The sequence below is a fragment of the Pseudomonas sp. 86_A genome, from assembly GCF_017491705.1.
GTDB classification, from domain to species: Bacteria; Pseudomonadota; Gammaproteobacteria; order Pseudomonadales; family Pseudomonadaceae; genus Aquipseudomonas; species Aquipseudomonas koreensis.
Genome location: NZ_JAFGYS010000010.1, coordinates 77,205 through 92,420, shown reverse-complemented (window position 1 = coordinate 92,420; position 15,216 = coordinate 77,205). Strand labels below are relative to the sequence as shown.

The window sequence follows — 15,216 nt, the reverse complement described above, 5'->3', positions numbered from 1 at the left end:
AGCTTAACGGTAGGCTGTTCTGTAAGATTTGCACCCCTTTCCTGTGTCCGAGAGCGCCTCCCTTGCTGCAGAACATTCGTGTCGTCCTGGTCAATACCAGCCACCCCGGCAACATCGGCGGGGCCGCGCGCGCCATGAAAAACATGGGGCTGTCGCGATTGGTGCTGGTCGAACCGCGGTTGTTTCCGCACCACGAAGCCGATGCACGAGCTTCCGGTGCCGGGGATATCCTTGAAAACGCTCAAGTCGTCGCCACCCTGGAAGACGCGCTGGTCGGCTGCAATCTGGTGCTGGGCACCAGTGCCCGTGACCGGCGCATCCCCTGGCCGCTGCTCGATCCACGCGAATGCGGGAGCAAAGTGGTCGAGGAAGCCGGGCAGGGCGCGGAAATAGCGTTGGTCTTCGGTCGTGAAGACTCCGGCCTGACCAATGACGAGCTGCAGCGATGTCACTTTCACGTGCACATCCCCTCCGACCCAGGGTTCAGTTCGCTGAACCTCGGGGCGGCGGTGCAGGTGTTGAGCTATGAAGTGCGCATGGCCTGGCTGGCCGCTCAAGGGCAGCCGACCAAGATCGAGAAAGAAGAAGTGGCTTCGGTGAAAAGCGCCGAGCTGGCGACCATGGATGAGCTGGAACGCTTCTATGAGCATCTGGAGCAGACGCTGGTCGCCATCGAATTTCTCGATCCGGAAAAGCCGCGGCACTTGATGGCGCGCCTGCGCCGGTTGTACGGACGCAGCTCGGTCAGCCGGGCGGAAATGAATATTTTGCGTGGCATCCTCACGGAAACCCAAAAAGCGGCCCGTGGTGAGCTTCTTAAGCGGAAGGACTAAATGATGTTTGAGCGTTTGCGTGAAGATATCCAAAGCGTATTCCATCGAGATCCGGCGGCGCGTAACGCTTTTGAAGTCCTGACCTGCTACCCCGGCATGCATGCGATCTGGATTCACCGGCTGGCCGGGATGCTGTGGCGCAACGAGCTGAAATGGCTGGCGCGCCTGGTGTCGAACTTCGGTCGCTGGTTGACCGGCATCGAAATTCATCCGGGGGCCAAGGTCGGTCGGCGCTTCTTCATCGATCACGGCATGGGCATCGTTATTGGTGAAACTGCCGAAATTGGCGATGACGTGACCATTTACCAGGGCGTGACCCTTGGCGGCACCAGCTGGAACAAAGGCAAACGCCATCCGACGCTGGGTGACGGGGTTGTCGTCGGCGCCGGCGCCAAGGTGCTGGGGCCGTTCACGGTGGGGGCCGGGGCCAAAGTCGGCTCCAACGCCGTGGTCACCAAGGAAGTGCCGCCGGGCGCCACGGTGGTGGGGATTCCGGGGCGCATCATCGTCAAGTCCGATGACGAACAGGATGCCAAACGCAAGGCGATGGCCGAGAAGATCGGTTTCGATGCCTATGGTGTCAGCGAAGACATGCCTGACCCGGTGGCGCGCGCCATTGGTCAGTTGCTTGATCACCTGCAAGCGGTGGACGGGCGGCTGGAGGGGATGTGCGGCGCCCTGAAGGATCTGGGCAGTAATTACTGTGCGAAAGATCTGCCTGAACTGCGTGAAGAAGACTTCGCCTGCGTGAAGGGCAAAGACGAATCCAAAGCAGGCTGACGCGTCTCTGTAGGAGTTGCCGCAGGCTGCGATCTTTTGATTTGCTCTTCTATAAGATCAAAAGATCGCAGCCTGCGGCAGCTCCTACACAGGCAGGCGGCAACCGGTGTGCCATTAGGCCGCAGACCCTGCTATCATTCGCGCGCTCTTTTGCGGGTAAACCCGACTAAAGCACTAGGTCTTATAGTTGACTTAAATGCTCGGGAATTGCATACTCCCGCCCATTCCGAACTCCGTGGTAATTGTCCATGCGACTGACTACAAAAGGCCGATACGCCGTGACCGCCATGCTTGACCTGGCGTTGCACGCGCAGCACGGGCCGGTGTCCCTGGCCGATATCTCCGAGCGCCAAGGCATCTCCCTGTCCTATCTCGAACAGCTTTTCGCCAAGCTGCGCCGCAGTAACCTGGTTTCCAGTGTTCGCGGTCCAGGCGGTGGTTACCAGCTGTCGCGCGACATGCAGGGTATCCAGGTGGCGCAGGTGATCGATGCGGTCAACGAATCGGTCGACGCTACCAAGTGCCAGGGCCAAGGCGATTGCCATTCCGGCGACACCTGCCTGACCCATCACCTGTGGTGCGACCTGAGCCTGCAGATTCACGAATTTCTCAGCGGTATCAGCTTGGCCGACCTCGTAACTCGCCGTGAGGTGCAGGAAGTGGCCCAGCGTCAGGATCAGCGTCGTTGCAATGGCAAGGCGCCGCGCCTGGACAAGATTGAAGCGTCCGCCGTCGAATGACAGCCAAAGAGCTAGCGGCACGCCAGCCAGCCTGATTTAGGAGATAGTCCATGAAATTGCCGATTTACCTTGATTACTCTGCGACCACCCCGGTCGATCCGCGCGTTGCGCAAAAGATGAGTGAATGCCTGCTGGTCGACGGAAACTTCGGTAACCCGGCGTCCCGTTCCCACGTGTTCGGCTGGAAAGCTGAAGAGTCCGTCGAAAACGCCCGTCGTCAGGTGGCCGATCTGGTCAACGCCGACCCGCGCGAAATCGTCTGGACGTCCGGCGCCACTGAGTCCGACAACCTGGCAATCAAGGGCGCCGCGCATTTCTACGGCTCCAAGGGCAAGCACCTGATCACCAGCAAGATCGAACACAAGGCCGTTCTCGACACCATGCGCCAACTGGAGCGTGAAGGTTTCGAAGTGACCTACCTCGAGCCGACCGAAGACGGTCTGATCACCCCGGCGATGATCGAAGCGGCCCTGCGTGAAGACACCATTCTGGTGTCGGTCATGCACGTGAACAACGAAATCGGCACCATCAACGACATCGCGGCCATCGGCGAACTGACCCGTTCCAAGGGCGTCCTGCTGCATGTTGACGCGGCTCAGTCCACTGGCAAGGTCGAGATCGACCTGCAGAAGCTGAAAGTCGACATGATGTCGTTCTCCGCCCACAAAACCTACGGCCCTAAAGGCATCGGCGCGCTGTACGTCAGCCGCAAGCCGCGTGTGCGCATCGAAGCGACCATGCACGGCGGCGGTCACGAGCGTGGCATGCGTTCCGGCACCCTGGCGACCCACCAGATCGTCGGCATGGGTGAAGCGTTCCGTGTAGCCAAGGAAGACATGGCTGCCGAAAACGTGCGCATCAAAGCCCTGAGCGACCGCTTCTACAAGCAGGTCGAGCACCTGGAAGAGCTGTACGTCAACGGCAGCCTGACCGCCCGCGTTCCGCACAACCTGAACCTGAGCTTCAACTACGTTGAAGGCGAGTCGCTGATCATGGCGCTCAAGGATCTGGCGGTATCGTCCGGTTCGGCGTGCACCTCGGCATCGCTTGAGCCTTCGTACGTACTGCGCGCCCTGGGCCGCAACGACGAACTGGCACACAGCTCGATCCGTTTCACCTTCGGCCGTTTCACCACCGAAGAAGAAATCGACTACGCCGCGCAGAAAGTCTGCGAGGCCGTTACCAAGCTGCGCGCTCTGTCGCCGCTGTGGGACATGTACAAAGACGGTGTCGACATTTCGAAAATCGAGTGGGCGGCACACTGATTTCAAGTCGCCGCGAACCGGCCCTGCGACCATTGGTTGCGGGGCTTAAAGAGCGACTCTCTGATGAGTGAGGATTAAGCACCATGGCTTACAGCGAAAAGGTCATCGACCACTACGAAAACCCGCGTAACGTCGGCAAGATGGACGCGGAAGATCCGGATGTCGGCACCGGCATGGTCGGCGCTCCGGCGTGCGGCGACGTGATGCGTCTGCAGATCAAGGTCAACGACCAGGGCGTTATCGAAGACGCCAAGTTCAAGACCTACGGCTGCGGTTCGGCAATCGCTTCCAGCTCCCTCGCCACCGAGTGGATGAAGGGCAAGACCCTGGACGAAGCCGAGACCATCAAGAACACTCAGCTGGCCGAAGAACTGGCCCTGCCGCCAGTGAAAATCCACTGCTCGGTACTCGCTGAAGACGCCATCAAGGCGGCCGTTCGCGACTACAAGCAGAAGAAAGGCTTGATCTAAGCATTGGGCGACGAGTAAGGAGTCAACGATGGCTATCAGCATGACAGAAGCGGCTGCTCGACACGTGCGACGCTCCCTCGACGGGCGCGGCAAAGGTGAAGGGATTCGTCTGGGTGTTCGCACCACGGGCTGTTCCGGCCTTGCCTACGTGCTGGAGTTTGTCGACGAGGTGGTTGCAGAGGATCAGGTGTTCGAAAGTCACGGCGAGAAAGTGATCATCGACCCGAAAAGCCTGGCCTACCTGGACGGCACCGAGCTCGATTTCGTCAAGGAAGGGTTGAACGAAGGCTTCAAGTTCAACAACCCCAACGTACGCGGTGAGTGTGGCTGCGGCGAAAGCTTCAACATCTGAGGCTTGTCGTGGGTATTCCTTGTCATTTCGCTTTATTCGAGCTGCAACCGAGCTTCCGTCTGGATCTCGAGCAGTTGGCCACGCGCTACCGTGAGTTGGCGCGCGGTGTTCATCCTGACCGCTTTGCCGACGCTTCCGAGCGTGAGCAGCGGGCGGCACTCGAGCAGTCTGCGCGGCTCAACGACGCCTACCAGACGCTCAAGAGCCCGGCCCAGCGCGCACGTTACCTGCTGAACATCAGCGGGCATGAAGTGCCGATGGAAGTCACGGTCCATGACCCCGAGTTTCTTCTGCAGCAGATGCAATGGCGTGAAGAGCTCGAAGACCTCCAGGACAGCGCCGATCTCGCCGGTGTCGCGGTGTTCAAGCGGCGTTTGAAAGCCGCTCAGGAACAGTTGAACGAAAGCTTCGCAGACTGTTGGGATGATGCGGCGCAACGCGATCAGGCCGAACGCCTGATGCGGCGCATGCAGTTCCTCGACAAGCTCACCTACGAAGTGCGCCAGTTAGAAGAGCGCCTCGACGATTAACCCAGTGCCGCTCCGGTCGCACGCCTGATATACAGATAAGTCCTGATCACGATGGCCCTACTGCAGATCGCCGAACCCGGCCAAAGTCCTCAACCGCACCAGCGTCGTCTGGCTGTGGGGATCGACTTGGGCACTACCAATTCGCTGGTCGCTGCGTTGCGCAGTGGTCTTTCCGAGCCACTGGCCGACGCTGACGGGCAGGTCATCCTGCCGTCCGCCGTGCGTTATCACGCCGATCGCGTCGAGGTTGGCGAGTCGGCCAAGCTGGCCGCATCCTCCGATCCCTTGAACACTGTGCTGTCGGTCAAGCGCCTGATGGGTCGTGGTCTGTCCGACGTCAAGCAATTGGGCGATCAACTGCCGTACCGCTTTGTCGGCGGCGAATCGCACATGCCGTTCATCGACACCGTTCAAGGCCCGAAAAGCCCGGTCGAAGTCTCAGCCGATATCCTCAAGGTGCTGCGTCAGCGCGCTGAAGCGACGTTGGGTGGCGAATTGGTCGGTGCGGTGATCACCGTGCCGGCGTATTTCGACGATGCTCAGCGCCAGGCCACCAAAGACGCGGCGAAACTTGCCGGTCTGAACGTGCTGCGTCTGCTCAATGAGCCGACCGCTGCCGCAGTGGCTTACGGTCTGGATCAACATGCCGAAGGCCTGGTCGCGATCTATGACCTGGGCGGCGGCACCTTCGATATTTCGATTCTGCGTCTGACCGGCGGTGTTTTCGAAGTGCTGGCAACCGGCGGCGACAGCGCGCTGGGCGGCGACGACTTCGATCACGCGATTGCAGGCTGGATCATCGAGAGCGCGGGTTTGTCCGCCGACCTCGACCCGGGCGCGCAGCGCAATCTGCTGCAAACCGCTTGCGCGGCCAAAGAAGCCCTGACCGATGCCGACAGCGTTGAAGTCGCCTACGGTGACTGGAAAGCGCAACTGACCCGCGAAGCCTTCGATGCGCTGATCGAGCCAATGGTCGCGCGCAGCCTGAAAGCCTGCCGCCGTGCCGTACGTGATTCCGGTATCGAGCTGGAAGATGTGCACGCCGTGGTCATGGTCGGTGGTTCGACCCGCGTGCCGCGTGTTCGCGAAGCCGTTGCCGAGGCCTTCGGTCGTCAGCCATTGACTGAAATCGACCCGGATCAAGTGGTGGCCATCGGGGCCGCGATCCAGGCGGATACGCTGGCTGGCAACAAGCGCGATGGCGGCGAACTGTTACTGCTCGACGTAATTCCGCTGTCCCTGGGGCTGGAAACCATGGGCGGGCTGATGGAGAAGGTGATTCCGCGCAACACCACCATCCCGGTTGCCCGCGCTCAGGATTTCACCACTTATAAAGACGGCCAGTCGGCCATGGCGATCCACGTGTTGCAGGGCGAGCGCGAGCTGATCAGCGACTGCCGCTCTCTGGCGCGCTTCGAACTGCGCGGCATTCCAGCGATGGTGGCCGGCGCAGCGAAGATTCGCGTGACCTTCCAGGTCGATGCCGACGGTCTGCTCAGCGTGTCTGCCCGTGAACTGGGTTCGGGCGTTGAGGCGAGCATTCAGGTCAAACCGTCCTACGGTCTGACCGACGGCGAAATCGCCAAGATGCTGAAGGATTCGTTCCAGCATGCCAACGACGACAAGGTCGCCCGAGTTCTGCGCGAACAGCAGGTCGATGCCCAGCGCCTGATTGAAGCGGTGCAGGGCGCTCTGGAGGCGGATGGCGAGCGCTTGCTCGACGCCGAAGAGCGCATGGTTATCGACCTGCAGGTGCAGGAACTCACCGAACTGATGAAAGGCACCGATGGTTACGCCATCGAGCAACAGACCAAGCGTCTGTCGCAAGTGACCGATGCTTTTGCTGCCCGCCGCATGGATTTGACGGTGAAAGCCGCTCTGTCGGGGCGCAACCTGAATGAAATCGAGGATATCTGATGCCGCAGGTCATTTTTCTGCCCCACGAGAAGTTCTGCCCTGAAGGCATGGTGGTCGAGGCTGCGCCCGGCACCTCGATTCTCGAACTGGCCCACGAACACCACATCGAGATGGAAAGCGCCTGCGGCGGCGTCTGTGCCTGCACCACTTGCCACTGCATCATCCGCGAGGGTTTCGACTCGCTGGAAGAGGCTGACGAACTGGAAGAAGACTTTCTCGATCGTGCCTGGGGTCTGGAAGCGCAATCGCGTCTGGCCTGTCAGGCGATCGTCGGTGAAGAAGACATCACCGTCGAGATTCCGAAATATTCGCTTAACCATGCGGCCGAAGCGCCGCACTGACTGGTAAGACTGTCATGAGCTACGGTTGGAATGATGTTCAACGTATTGCAGAAGAACTGGCCGAGGCCCACGAGGGGCTCGATCCGTACTCTGTAGGTTTTGTTCGTCTGCAGCAGATGATCCTCGAGCTACCTGACTTCGATGCTACTTCTGGTCGTGTCGGCGAGAAGGTGCTGGAAGCGGTTCAGGAGCTTTGGGCCAAAGAATTGGACTGATCGTCTCGCAGGTTAGGCAATACCCAAGAACCCGCGTATAATTCGCGGGTTTAATTTTTCGCAAATTACCGTTTCTGGAGTTACACCATGGCTGTTCAACGCACTTTCTCCATCATCAAGCCTGACGCTGTTGCAAAAAACGTCATCGGCGAAATCACCACTCGTTTCGAAAAAGCCGGCCTGCGCGTTGTAGCTTCGAAACTGAAGCAACTGTCCAAAGCCGAAGCTGAAGGCTTCTACGCTGAGCACAAAGAGCGCGGTTTCTTCGGTGACCTGGTTGCTTTCATGATCTCCGGTCCTGTTGTTGTTCAGGTTCTGGAAGGCGAAAACGCTATCGCTCTGAACCGTGAGCTGATGGGCGCTACCAACCCTAAAGAAGCTGCTGCCGGCACCATCCGTGCTGACTTCGCTGAGTCGATCGACGCCAACGCCGTTCACGGTTCGGACTCCGAAGCCGCTGCTGCTCGCGAAATCTCGTACTTCTTCGCAGCTACTGAAGTAACCACTCGCTAAGCATTGGCTTAAGAGTGAAGGTGAATCCATGACTACATCGACTGTTAAAACCAACCTGCTGGGGCTGACCCAGCCGGAAATGGAAAAATTCTTCGACTCAATCGGGGAGAAGCGTTTCCGTGCCGGTCAGGTAATGAAATGGATTCACCACTTTGGCGTCGATGATTTCGACGCCATGACGAACGTCAGCAAGGCCTTGCGCGACAAGCTCAAGGCGATTGCCGAGGTCCGTGGTCCCGAAGTGGTCAGCGAGGACATTTCCAGCGACGGCACCCGTAAGTGGGTGGTGCGCGTGGCGTCCGGCAGCTGTGTCGAGACCGTGTACATTCCCCAGGGCAAACGCGGCACTCTGTGCGTTTCGTCCCAGGCAGGCTGTGCCCTGGACTGCAGTTTCTGCTCCACCGGCAAGCAAGGCTTCAACAGCAACCTCACCGCCGCCGAGGTCATCGGTCAGGTGTGGATTGCCAACAAATCTTTCGGCAGTGTTCCAGCTACCATCGACCGCGCCATCACCAACGTGGTGATGATGGGCATGGGCGAACCGCTGCTGAACTTCGACAACGTCGTGGCCGCCATGCATCTGATGATGGATGACCTGGGCTACGGGATCTCCAAGCGCCGCGTGACCCTGTCCACTTCGGGCGTGGTGCCGATGATCGATGAGCTGGCCAAGCACATCGACGTCTCCCTGGCGTTGTCGCTGCACGCACCGAATGACGCATTGCGTAACCAATTGGTGCCGATCAACAAGAAATATCCGCTTAAGATGCTGCTCGAGTCGTGCCAGCGCTACATGTCCGCCCTGGGCGAGAAACGTGTGCTGACCATCGAGTACACCTTGCTCAAGGACGTCAACGACAAGCTTGAGCACGCGGTGGAAATGATCGAGCTGCTCAAAGACATTCCGTGCAAGATCAACCTGATCCCGTTCAACCCGTTCCCGCACTCCGGGTACGAGCGGCCGAGCAACAACGCCATTCGTCGGTTCCAGGATCAGTTGCATCAGGCCGGTTTCAACGTCACTGTTCGCACCACCCGTGGTGAAGACATCGACGCAGCATGCGGTCAATTGGTAGGGCAGGTGCTGGATCGCACCCGTCGCAGCGAACGTTACATCGCCGTGCGCGAATTGAGCGCCGACAGCGATCTGGCACAGAACGCCGCGAACACTAACTAAGAGAGGATCTCTATGTCCCTGCGCTTTGCGCTGCTGTTGCTGATGGCCAGCCTGTGTGCTGGTTGTGTCCTGTCGGGTGACTACAACCCGATGAAGACCAGCAAGGGCCGCGATGAAGCGCGTGCTGCCTACGTGCAACTGGGACTGGGATACTTGCAGCAAGGGATGACCGAGCGGGCCAAGGTGCCGCTGAAGAAGGCGCTGGAACTGGACGGTTCCGATCCTGATGCCAACGCTGCGCTAGGTCTGGTGTTCCAGGCCGAAATGGAACCGAAACTGGCCGACGAACACTTTCGCAAAGCCCTGTCCTCCCGTCCCGCCGACGCGCGCATTCTCAACAATTACGGCAGTTTTCTCTACGAAGAACAGCGTTACAAGGAAGCCTACGAGCGTTTTGAACAGGCCGCCGCCGATACCCTGTATCCTGAGCGTTCGCGGGTGTTCGAGAACCTCGGCATGACCGCGGCGAAGCTCGGGCAGCGGGAACTGGCGCAGCAGCAACTGGAAAAAGCCCTGCGACTGAACCGTCAACAACCGCGTGCTTTGCTGGAAATGGCTGAGTTGTCCTTCGAAGACAGGCATTATGTGCCCGCGCGTGACTATTACGACCGTTTCAGCCTGCTAACCGAGCAAAATGCACGTAGTCTATTGCTCGGCGTTCGGCTGGCAAAAGTGTTTGAAGATCGCGACAAGGCCGCCAGTTATGGCCTGCAACTAAAACGACTCTATCCCGGTACGCCGGAATATCAGCAATACCTGTCGGAGCAATGATGAAAGCGGCGCATCCCGAAGTTGTAGCAGCGACTCGCGTTAATCCCGGTGAGACTTTGCGCCAGGCCCGCGAAAGCAATGGCTGGTCGCTGGCCGAAGTGGCCCTCAAGCTCAACCTCACCGTGACTTCCCTGAGCAATCTTGAAGCTGGCGCTTTCGACAAGCTGCCGGGGCATACCTTCGCTCGCGGTTACATTCGCGCCTATGCCAAATTGCTCGGCATGGACCAGACCGTTCTGGTTCAGCAATTCGACCAGTCCACCGGCACCGATTCCCAGGGCAGCAATGTGCATGCGCTGGGCCGTATCGAAGAGCCTGTGCGGGTGTCCCACACCATTTTGCGCATTGTCAGCCTGTTGTTGCTGATTGCGGTCATCGGCGGCGGTTTCGTCTGGTGGCAGGATCAGACCTCGCAGCGCACCAAAGACTTGACCAGCCTGGCCCCGGAGCACGTTGAAGTCGAAGGCGCCGATGGCACCACGCAGATTCACCCGATCGACGAGCCGGAAGACCAGGCTGTCGCCGAAAATCAGGCCGAGGGCGCGACCGCTCTGGCGCTGCCACAATCCGAAACCACCGCTGAATCGACCGGCGCCGAGCCTGCGGCTCCGGCCACTGCGCCGACCGCTCCGGCTGCAACGCCAGCCGCACCGGTTCACACCCCGGCCCCGGTGGTTGCTACGCCGGCTGCCCCGGCAGCGAACGTTCCGACCACTCCGGCACCGACCGTGACGGCGCCCGTTGTCGCGGCTGCCCCTGCACCTACCGCAGAAGCGGCTGCTCCGGCTGCCGGCGATGGCCAGGTGCAACTGCAGTTCACCGCCGATTGCTGGGCGCAGGTGACCGACGGTCGCGGCAAGGTGCTGTTCAGCGGTCTGAAACACAAAGGCGACAGCGTCTCGGTTTCCGGCAAGCCGCCACTGGCGGTACGCCTGGGTGTGGCTCGTGCCGCGCAGGTCAGCTACAACGGCCAACCGGTCGATATCGCTCCGTTCACCAGTGGCGAGACTGCTCGCCTGAAGTTGGGTCAATAAGTCATGCACGGCGAATCTCCAATCAAACGTCGCGTTTCGCGCAAGATCTGGGTCGGTAACGTGCCTGTCGGCGGCGATGCGCCTATCGCTGTGCAGAGCATGACCAACAGCGACACCAATGATGTGGCTGCCACCGTCGCACAGATCAATCGTCTGGAAGCGGCCGGCGTCGACATCGTCCGCGTTTCGGTACCGGACATGGACGCCGCCGAGGCGTTCGGCAAGATCAAGCAACTGGTCAAGGTGCCGCTGGTTGCCGACATTCACTTCGACTACAGGATCGCCTTGCGCGTGGCCGAGCTGGGTGTGGACTGCCTGCGCATCAACCCGGGCAACATCGGTCGCGAAGACCGTGTGCGTGCCGTGGTCGATGCCGCCCGTGACCGCGGGATCCCGATCCGCATCGGCGTCAACGCCGGTTCCCTGGAAAAGGATCTGCAGAAGAAGTACGGCGAGCCGACCCCGGCCGCGCTGGTCGAGTCCGCGCTGCGTCACGTCGAGCACCTCGAGCGCCTGAATTTCCAGGACTTCAAGGTCAGCGTGAAAGCTTCCGACGTGTTCATGGCCGTCGAAGCCTACCGCTTGCTGGCCAAGGAAATTGTCCAGCCGCTGCACCTGGGTATCACCGAAGCCGGTGGATTGCGTTCGGGCACAGTGAAATCCGCCGTAGGCCTAGGTATGCTGCTCGCCGAGGGGATTGGCGATACTATCCGCATCTCGCTGGCGGCCGACCCGGTCGAGGAAGTGAAGGTCGGTTACGACATTCTCAAGTCTTTGCACCTGCGTTCCCGTGGCATCAACTTCATCGCCTGCCCGAGCTGCTCGCGGCAGAACTTCGATGTGGTCAAGACCATGAACGAGCTGGAAGGGCGCCTTGAAGACCTGCTGGTGCCACTGGATGTCGCGGTCATCGGTTGCGTAGTCAACGGCCCCGGCGAAGCCAAGGAAGCCCATATCGGCTTGACCGGCGGCACGCCAAACCTGATTTACATCGACGGCAAGCCGTCGCAGAAATTGACGAATGACAATCTGGTGGACGAGCTGGAAAAGCTGATCCGCCAGAAAGCGGCCGAGAAGGTCGAAGCTGACGCAGCGGTTATCGCACGCGGCTGACCTGACTGAAGTGCCGAACGAATTTAAGGATTTAAAGTGAGCAAGTCTCTGCAAGCCATTCGTGGCATGAACGACATCCTGCCCGAACAGACCCCGCTGTGGCGTTATTTCGAGGGCACTGTCGCGCGTCTGCTGGATAACTACGGTTACAAGCAGATCCGCATGCCGATCGTCGAATTCACCGAGCTGTTCAAGCGCTCGATCGGTGAAGTCACCGACATCGTCGAAAAAGAGATGTACACCTTCGAAGACCGCAACGGCGACTCCCTGACCCTGCGTCCGGAAGGCACCGCGGCGTGCGTGCGTGCAGTGCTCGAGCACGGCATCACCGGTGGTGGCCAGGTTCAGAAGCTCTGGTACATCGGCCCGATGTTCCGTCACGAGCGTCCGCAGAAAGGCCGCTACCGCCAGTTCCACCAGATCGGTCTGGAGGTGTTCAACCTCGACGGTCCGGACATCGACGCCGAACTGATCATCATGACCTGGCGTCTGTGGGGCGAGCTGGGCATTCGTGATGCGGTCAAGCTCGAACTCAACAGCCTGGGCACCAGCGAGTCCCGTGGTCGCTATCGTGAAGCGCTGGTCGAGTACCTCTCGGCGCACCACGACAAGCTCGACGAAGACAGCCAGCGTCGCCTGAAAACCAACCCGTTGCGCGTGCTCGACACCAAAAATGCCGACACGCAGGCGGTATTGGTCGATGCACCGAAAATGGCTGACTACCTGGATGACGAGTCCCGTGCCCACTTCGAAGGGCTGAAGGCGCGTCTGGACGCGGTTGGCATTCCCTACGTGCTCAACCCGAAACTGGTGCGCGGCCTCGATTACTACAGCAAAACCGTATTCGAATGGGTCACCGACAAACTCGGCGCCCAGGGCACTGTCTGCGCGGGCGGTCGTTACGACGGTCTGGTCGAGCAGATGGGCGGCAAGCCGACCGCAGGCGTCGGTTTCGCCATGGGCATCGAGCGTCTGGTGTTGATGCTCGAAACCCTGGAGCAGATCCCGGAAGAAATCTCCCGTCAGGTCGACGTCTACCTCTGCGCCTTTGGCGAGCAGGCCGAACTGGCCGGTCTGGCCTTGGCCGAGCGGGTGCGTGACCAGCTTCCAAACCTGCGCCTGCAAGTCAATGCCGGCGCCGGCAGCTTCAAAAGCCAGTTCAAGAAAGCCGACAAGAGCGGTGCGCTGTACGCACTGATCCTGGGTGACGACGAAATGGCCCAGCAAGTGGTAGGTTTCAAACCCCTGCGTGGCCAGGGCGAACAACAAAGCATTGCCTGGGATGCGCTTGCCGCTCACCTGGCCACCTGCGTCGTGCAGGGTTGAAGCTGTCTAAACAGCCGATTTAGCGATTAAGGAGTATTGGGGTGTCGAGTACCGAAGACGAACAGTTGGCGGATTTGAAGGACTGGTGGACACGCAACGGCAAACCTCTGGTCACCGGCGGCCTGTTGGCGCTGGTCATCGTGTTCGGCTGGCAGGCTTTTCACAAGTATCAGAGCAACCAGTCGCAAGGCGCCTCGGTGCTCTATCAGCAACTGCTGGAAACCACGCTGACCCCGGATGGCAAGCCTGACGCTGCACGCGTTGCGGATCTGGCCGGCAAGCTCAACAGCGAGTTCGGCGGCACCGCGTACGCACAGTACGGCAGCCTGTTCGTGGCAAAAGTAGCGGTCGACAGCGGCAAGCTGGACGACGCAGCCACCGAGCTCAAAGCCATCGTAGCCAAGCCGGCCAACCCGGCGCTGGGCGAAATCGCCCGTCAGCGTCTGGCTCAGGTGCTGGGTGCGCAGAACAAGGCCGATGAAGCCCTGAAGCTGCTCGACGGCGACGCCGACAAGGCGTTCCTGGCCACTCGCGAAGAACTCAAGGGTGACCTGCTGGTGCAGCTGGGTCGTACCGACGAGGCGAACACCGCGTATCAAAAAGCCAAGGCGGCACTGTCGGATGAAGCGGCAGTCGGTGGCCTTCAAATCAAGCTCGACGACCTGGCCAAAGGGGATGCGTGACGTGATCCGTTGGAAGCATGCAGCATTGCTGGCTCTGGCCATTCTGGCCGCGGGTTGCAGCAGCAACAGCAAAAAAGAACTGCCACCGGCCGAGCTGACCGACTTCAAAGAAGAAGTGGTCCTGCAAAAGCAGTGGAGCCGTTCGATCGGTGACGGTCAGGGCGAAACCTACAACATGCTGGTGCCGGCGATCGATGGTGACACCATCTACGCCGCCGATGTCACCGGCGTGCTGATGGCCATGGATCGCAGTAATGGCGACGTGAAGTGGAAAAAGGATCTTGAACTGCCTGTGTCCGGCGCCGTTGGCGTGGGTTACGGTCTGGTCACGATCGGTACCCTCAAGGGTGAAATCGTTGCCCTCGACGCCATCAACGGCGAAGAGAAGTGGCGCGCCCGGGTGTCCAGCGAAGTCCTCGCGCCGCCGGCCAACAACGGTGACGTGGTGGTGGTCCAGACTCAGGACGATCGTCTGATCGGCCTGGACGCGGCCACCGGCGACCGTCGCTGGACCTACGACAGCACCCCTGCGGTACTGACCCTGCGCGGCACCAGCGCGCCAGTCGTGACCAACCGCCTCGCGGTGGCGGGTCTGTCGACCGGTAAAGTGGTTGCCCTGGACATTTCCAACGGCGTGCCGGTCTGGGAACAACGGGTTGCGATTCCAACCGGTCGTTCGGAACTGGAGCGCGTGGTCGACATCGACGGCGGTCTGCTGCTGTCCGGCGAAACCCTGTACGTCGCCAGCTATCAGGGCCGCGTCGCGGCACTCGATCTGCAAAGCGGTCGTCAACTCTGGCAGCGCGATGCGTCGAGCTATGCCGGTGTCGCCCAGGGTTTCGGCAACGTCTACGTGAGCCTGTCTTCGGGCACCGTTGAAGGCGTCGACGAGCGTTCGACCACCGCGTTGTGGAGCAACGATTCGCTGGCCCGCCGTCAACTGTCGGCGCCGGAAGTGTTCTCCAGCTACGTAGCCGTCGGTGACATGGAAGGTTACCTGCACCTGTTGAGTCAGGTGGACGGTCGTTTTGTAGGTCGTGAGCGTATCGACAGTGACGGCCTGCGTGCCCGTCCGCTGGTGGTAGGCAACACGATCTATGTGTATGGCAACAGCGGCAAACTGGAAGCCCTGACCATCAAGTAACAACTATGCTTG

General features: G+C 60.2%; 18 protein-coding genes. All 18 read left to right on the top strand.

All coding sequences use genetic code 11. The features are described from left to right. Positions 1-62 precede the first annotated feature (62 nt). The 18 genes from trmJ to bamB all read left to right on the top strand — a co-directional run bounded on the left by trmJ (position 63) and on the right by bamB (position 15,204). A complete protein-coding gene (gene trmJ, locus J5M57_RS16540; RefSeq protein WP_064589075.1) occupies positions 63-833 on the top strand; it encodes a tRNA (cytosine(32)/uridine(32)-2'-O)-methyltransferase TrmJ in 771 nt (256 codons plus the stop codon). A 3-nt stretch (positions 834-836) separates the two neighbouring features. After that, positions 837-1,613, top strand: a complete 777-nt coding sequence (gene cysE / locus J5M57_RS16535; protein ID WP_064590079.1) for a serine O-acetyltransferase — start codon at positions 837-839, stop codon at positions 1,611-1,613. A 248-nt stretch (positions 1,614-1,861) separates the two neighbouring features. Beyond that, on the top strand, positions 1,862-2,353 hold the full coding sequence (gene iscR / locus J5M57_RS16530; RefSeq protein ID WP_007956690.1) for a Fe-S cluster assembly transcriptional regulator IscR: 492 nt from the start codon (positions 1,862-1,864) through the stop codon (positions 2,351-2,353). Between the two features lie 50 nt (positions 2,354-2,403). Next, positions 2,404-3,618 carry an IscS subfamily cysteine desulfurase gene (locus J5M57_RS16525; RefSeq protein ID WP_047599294.1) on the top strand — a complete coding sequence of 405 codons (1,215 nt, stop codon included), beginning with the start codon at positions 2,404-2,406 and terminating at the stop codon, positions 3,616-3,618. Positions 3,619-3,701: 83 nt separating this feature from the next. Continuing rightward, complete coding sequence (gene iscU / locus J5M57_RS16520; protein WP_064589074.1) at positions 3,702-4,088, top strand: Fe-S cluster assembly scaffold IscU; 387 nt, start codon at positions 3,702-3,704, stop codon at positions 4,086-4,088. 28 nt (positions 4,089-4,116) lie between these two features. Further along, the gene (iscA, locus tag J5M57_RS16515) at positions 4,117-4,440 is read left to right on the top strand and encodes an iron-sulfur cluster assembly protein IscA (protein WP_003227904.1); all 324 of its coding nucleotides are present in this window, start codon (positions 4,117-4,119) and stop codon (positions 4,438-4,440) included. Between the two features lie 8 nt (positions 4,441-4,448). Continuing rightward, entirely contained in the window at positions 4,449-4,970 is a 522-nt protein-coding gene (gene hscB, locus J5M57_RS16510; protein ID WP_207847909.1) for a co-chaperone HscB, read from the top strand. A gap of 51 nt (positions 4,971-5,021) precedes the next feature. Then, positions 5,022-6,887 (top strand): Fe-S protein assembly chaperone HscA, encoded by a 1,866-nt coding sequence (gene hscA / locus J5M57_RS16505; RefSeq protein ID WP_064589072.1) that lies wholly within the window; start codon positions 5,022-5,024, stop codon positions 6,885-6,887. Continuing rightward, complete coding sequence (fdx, locus tag J5M57_RS16500) at positions 6,887-7,228, top strand: ISC system 2Fe-2S type ferredoxin (RefSeq protein ID WP_025109219.1); 342 nt, start codon at positions 6,887-6,889, stop codon at positions 7,226-7,228. Before hscA ends, fdx begins: the two co-directional genes overlap by 1 nt. A gap of 14 nt (positions 7,229-7,242) precedes the next feature. Beyond that, positions 7,243-7,443 carry a Fe-S cluster assembly protein IscX gene (iscX, locus tag J5M57_RS16495; RefSeq protein ID WP_123530472.1) on the top strand — a complete coding sequence of 67 codons (201 nt, stop codon included), beginning with the start codon at positions 7,243-7,245 and terminating at the stop codon, positions 7,441-7,443. Positions 7,444-7,530: 87 nt separating this feature from the next. Next, positions 7,531-7,956 carry a nucleoside-diphosphate kinase gene (gene ndk, locus J5M57_RS16490; RefSeq protein ID WP_007964426.1) on the top strand — a complete coding sequence of 142 codons (426 nt, stop codon included), beginning with the start codon at positions 7,531-7,533 and terminating at the stop codon, positions 7,954-7,956. Positions 7,957-7,984: 28 nt separating this feature from the next. Next, positions 7,985-9,133, top strand: a complete 1,149-nt coding sequence (gene rlmN / locus J5M57_RS16485; RefSeq protein WP_003227893.1) for a 23S rRNA (adenine(2503)-C(2))-methyltransferase RlmN — start codon at positions 7,985-7,987, stop codon at positions 9,131-9,133. Positions 9,134-9,145: 12 nt separating this feature from the next. Further along, positions 9,146-9,904, top strand: coding sequence for a type IV pilus biogenesis/stability protein PilW (pilW, locus tag J5M57_RS16480; protein ID WP_025109217.1), 759 nt, complete (start codon positions 9,146-9,148; stop codon positions 9,902-9,904). Next, the gene (locus J5M57_RS16475; protein WP_207847910.1) at positions 9,904-10,938 is read left to right on the top strand and encodes a RodZ family helix-turn-helix domain-containing protein; all 1,035 of its coding nucleotides are present in this window, start codon (positions 9,904-9,906) and stop codon (positions 10,936-10,938) included. Before pilW ends, J5M57_RS16475 begins: the two co-directional genes overlap by 1 nt. A 3-nt stretch (positions 10,939-10,941) precedes the next feature. Beyond that, positions 10,942-12,051: a flavodoxin-dependent (E)-4-hydroxy-3-methylbut-2-enyl-diphosphate synthase gene (gene ispG / locus J5M57_RS16470; RefSeq protein WP_064589068.1), complete on the top strand. Its 1,110-nt coding sequence runs from the start codon at positions 10,942-10,944 to the stop codon at positions 12,049-12,051. Between the two features lie 36 nt (positions 12,052-12,087). Then, a complete protein-coding gene (gene hisS, locus J5M57_RS16465; protein ID WP_003227887.1) occupies positions 12,088-13,377 on the top strand; it encodes a histidine--tRNA ligase in 1,290 nt (429 codons plus the stop codon). Positions 13,378-13,418: 41 nt separating this feature from the next. Beyond that, the gene (locus J5M57_RS16460; RefSeq protein WP_007964436.1) at positions 13,419-14,060 is read left to right on the top strand and encodes a tetratricopeptide repeat protein; all 642 of its coding nucleotides are present in this window, start codon (positions 13,419-13,421) and stop codon (positions 14,058-14,060) included. Next, on the top strand, positions 14,053-15,204 hold the full coding sequence (gene bamB / locus J5M57_RS16455) for an outer membrane protein assembly factor BamB (protein WP_095136893.1): 1,152 nt from the start codon (positions 14,053-14,055) through the stop codon (positions 15,202-15,204). Before J5M57_RS16460 ends, bamB begins: the two co-directional genes overlap by 8 nt. Positions 15,205-15,216: the final 12 nt, after the last annotated feature.

Coding starts and splice junctions, on each gene's coding strand:
- cysE (WP_064590079.1), top strand. CDS start 837: ATGTTTGAGCGTTTGCGTGAAGATATCCAAAGCGTATTCCATCGAGAT.
- iscR (WP_007956690.1), top strand. CDS start 1,862: ATGCGACTGACTACAAAAGGCCGATACGCCGTGACCGCCATGCTTGAC.
- J5M57_RS16525 (WP_047599294.1), top strand. CDS start 2,404: ATGAAATTGCCGATTTACCTTGATTACTCTGCGACCACCCCGGTCGAT.
- iscU (WP_064589074.1), top strand. CDS start 3,702: ATGGCTTACAGCGAAAAGGTCATCGACCACTACGAAAACCCGCGTAAC.
- iscA (WP_003227904.1), top strand. CDS start 4,117: ATGGCTATCAGCATGACAGAAGCGGCTGCTCGACACGTGCGACGCTCC.
- hscA (WP_064589072.1), top strand. CDS start 5,022: ATGGCCCTACTGCAGATCGCCGAACCCGGCCAAAGTCCTCAACCGCAC.
- fdx (WP_025109219.1), top strand. CDS start 6,887: ATGCCGCAGGTCATTTTTCTGCCCCACGAGAAGTTCTGCCCTGAAGGC.
- iscX (WP_123530472.1), top strand. CDS start 7,243: ATGAGCTACGGTTGGAATGATGTTCAACGTATTGCAGAAGAACTGGCC.
- ndk (WP_007964426.1), top strand. CDS start 7,531: ATGGCTGTTCAACGCACTTTCTCCATCATCAAGCCTGACGCTGTTGCA.
- rlmN (WP_003227893.1), top strand. CDS start 7,985: ATGACTACATCGACTGTTAAAACCAACCTGCTGGGGCTGACCCAGCCG.
- pilW (WP_025109217.1), top strand. CDS start 9,146: ATGTCCCTGCGCTTTGCGCTGCTGTTGCTGATGGCCAGCCTGTGTGCT.
- J5M57_RS16475 (WP_207847910.1), top strand. CDS start 9,904: ATGAAAGCGGCGCATCCCGAAGTTGTAGCAGCGACTCGCGTTAATCCC.
- ispG (WP_064589068.1), top strand. CDS start 10,942: ATGCACGGCGAATCTCCAATCAAACGTCGCGTTTCGCGCAAGATCTGG.
- bamB (WP_095136893.1), top strand. CDS start 14,053: ATGCGTGACGTGATCCGTTGGAAGCATGCAGCATTGCTGGCTCTGGCC.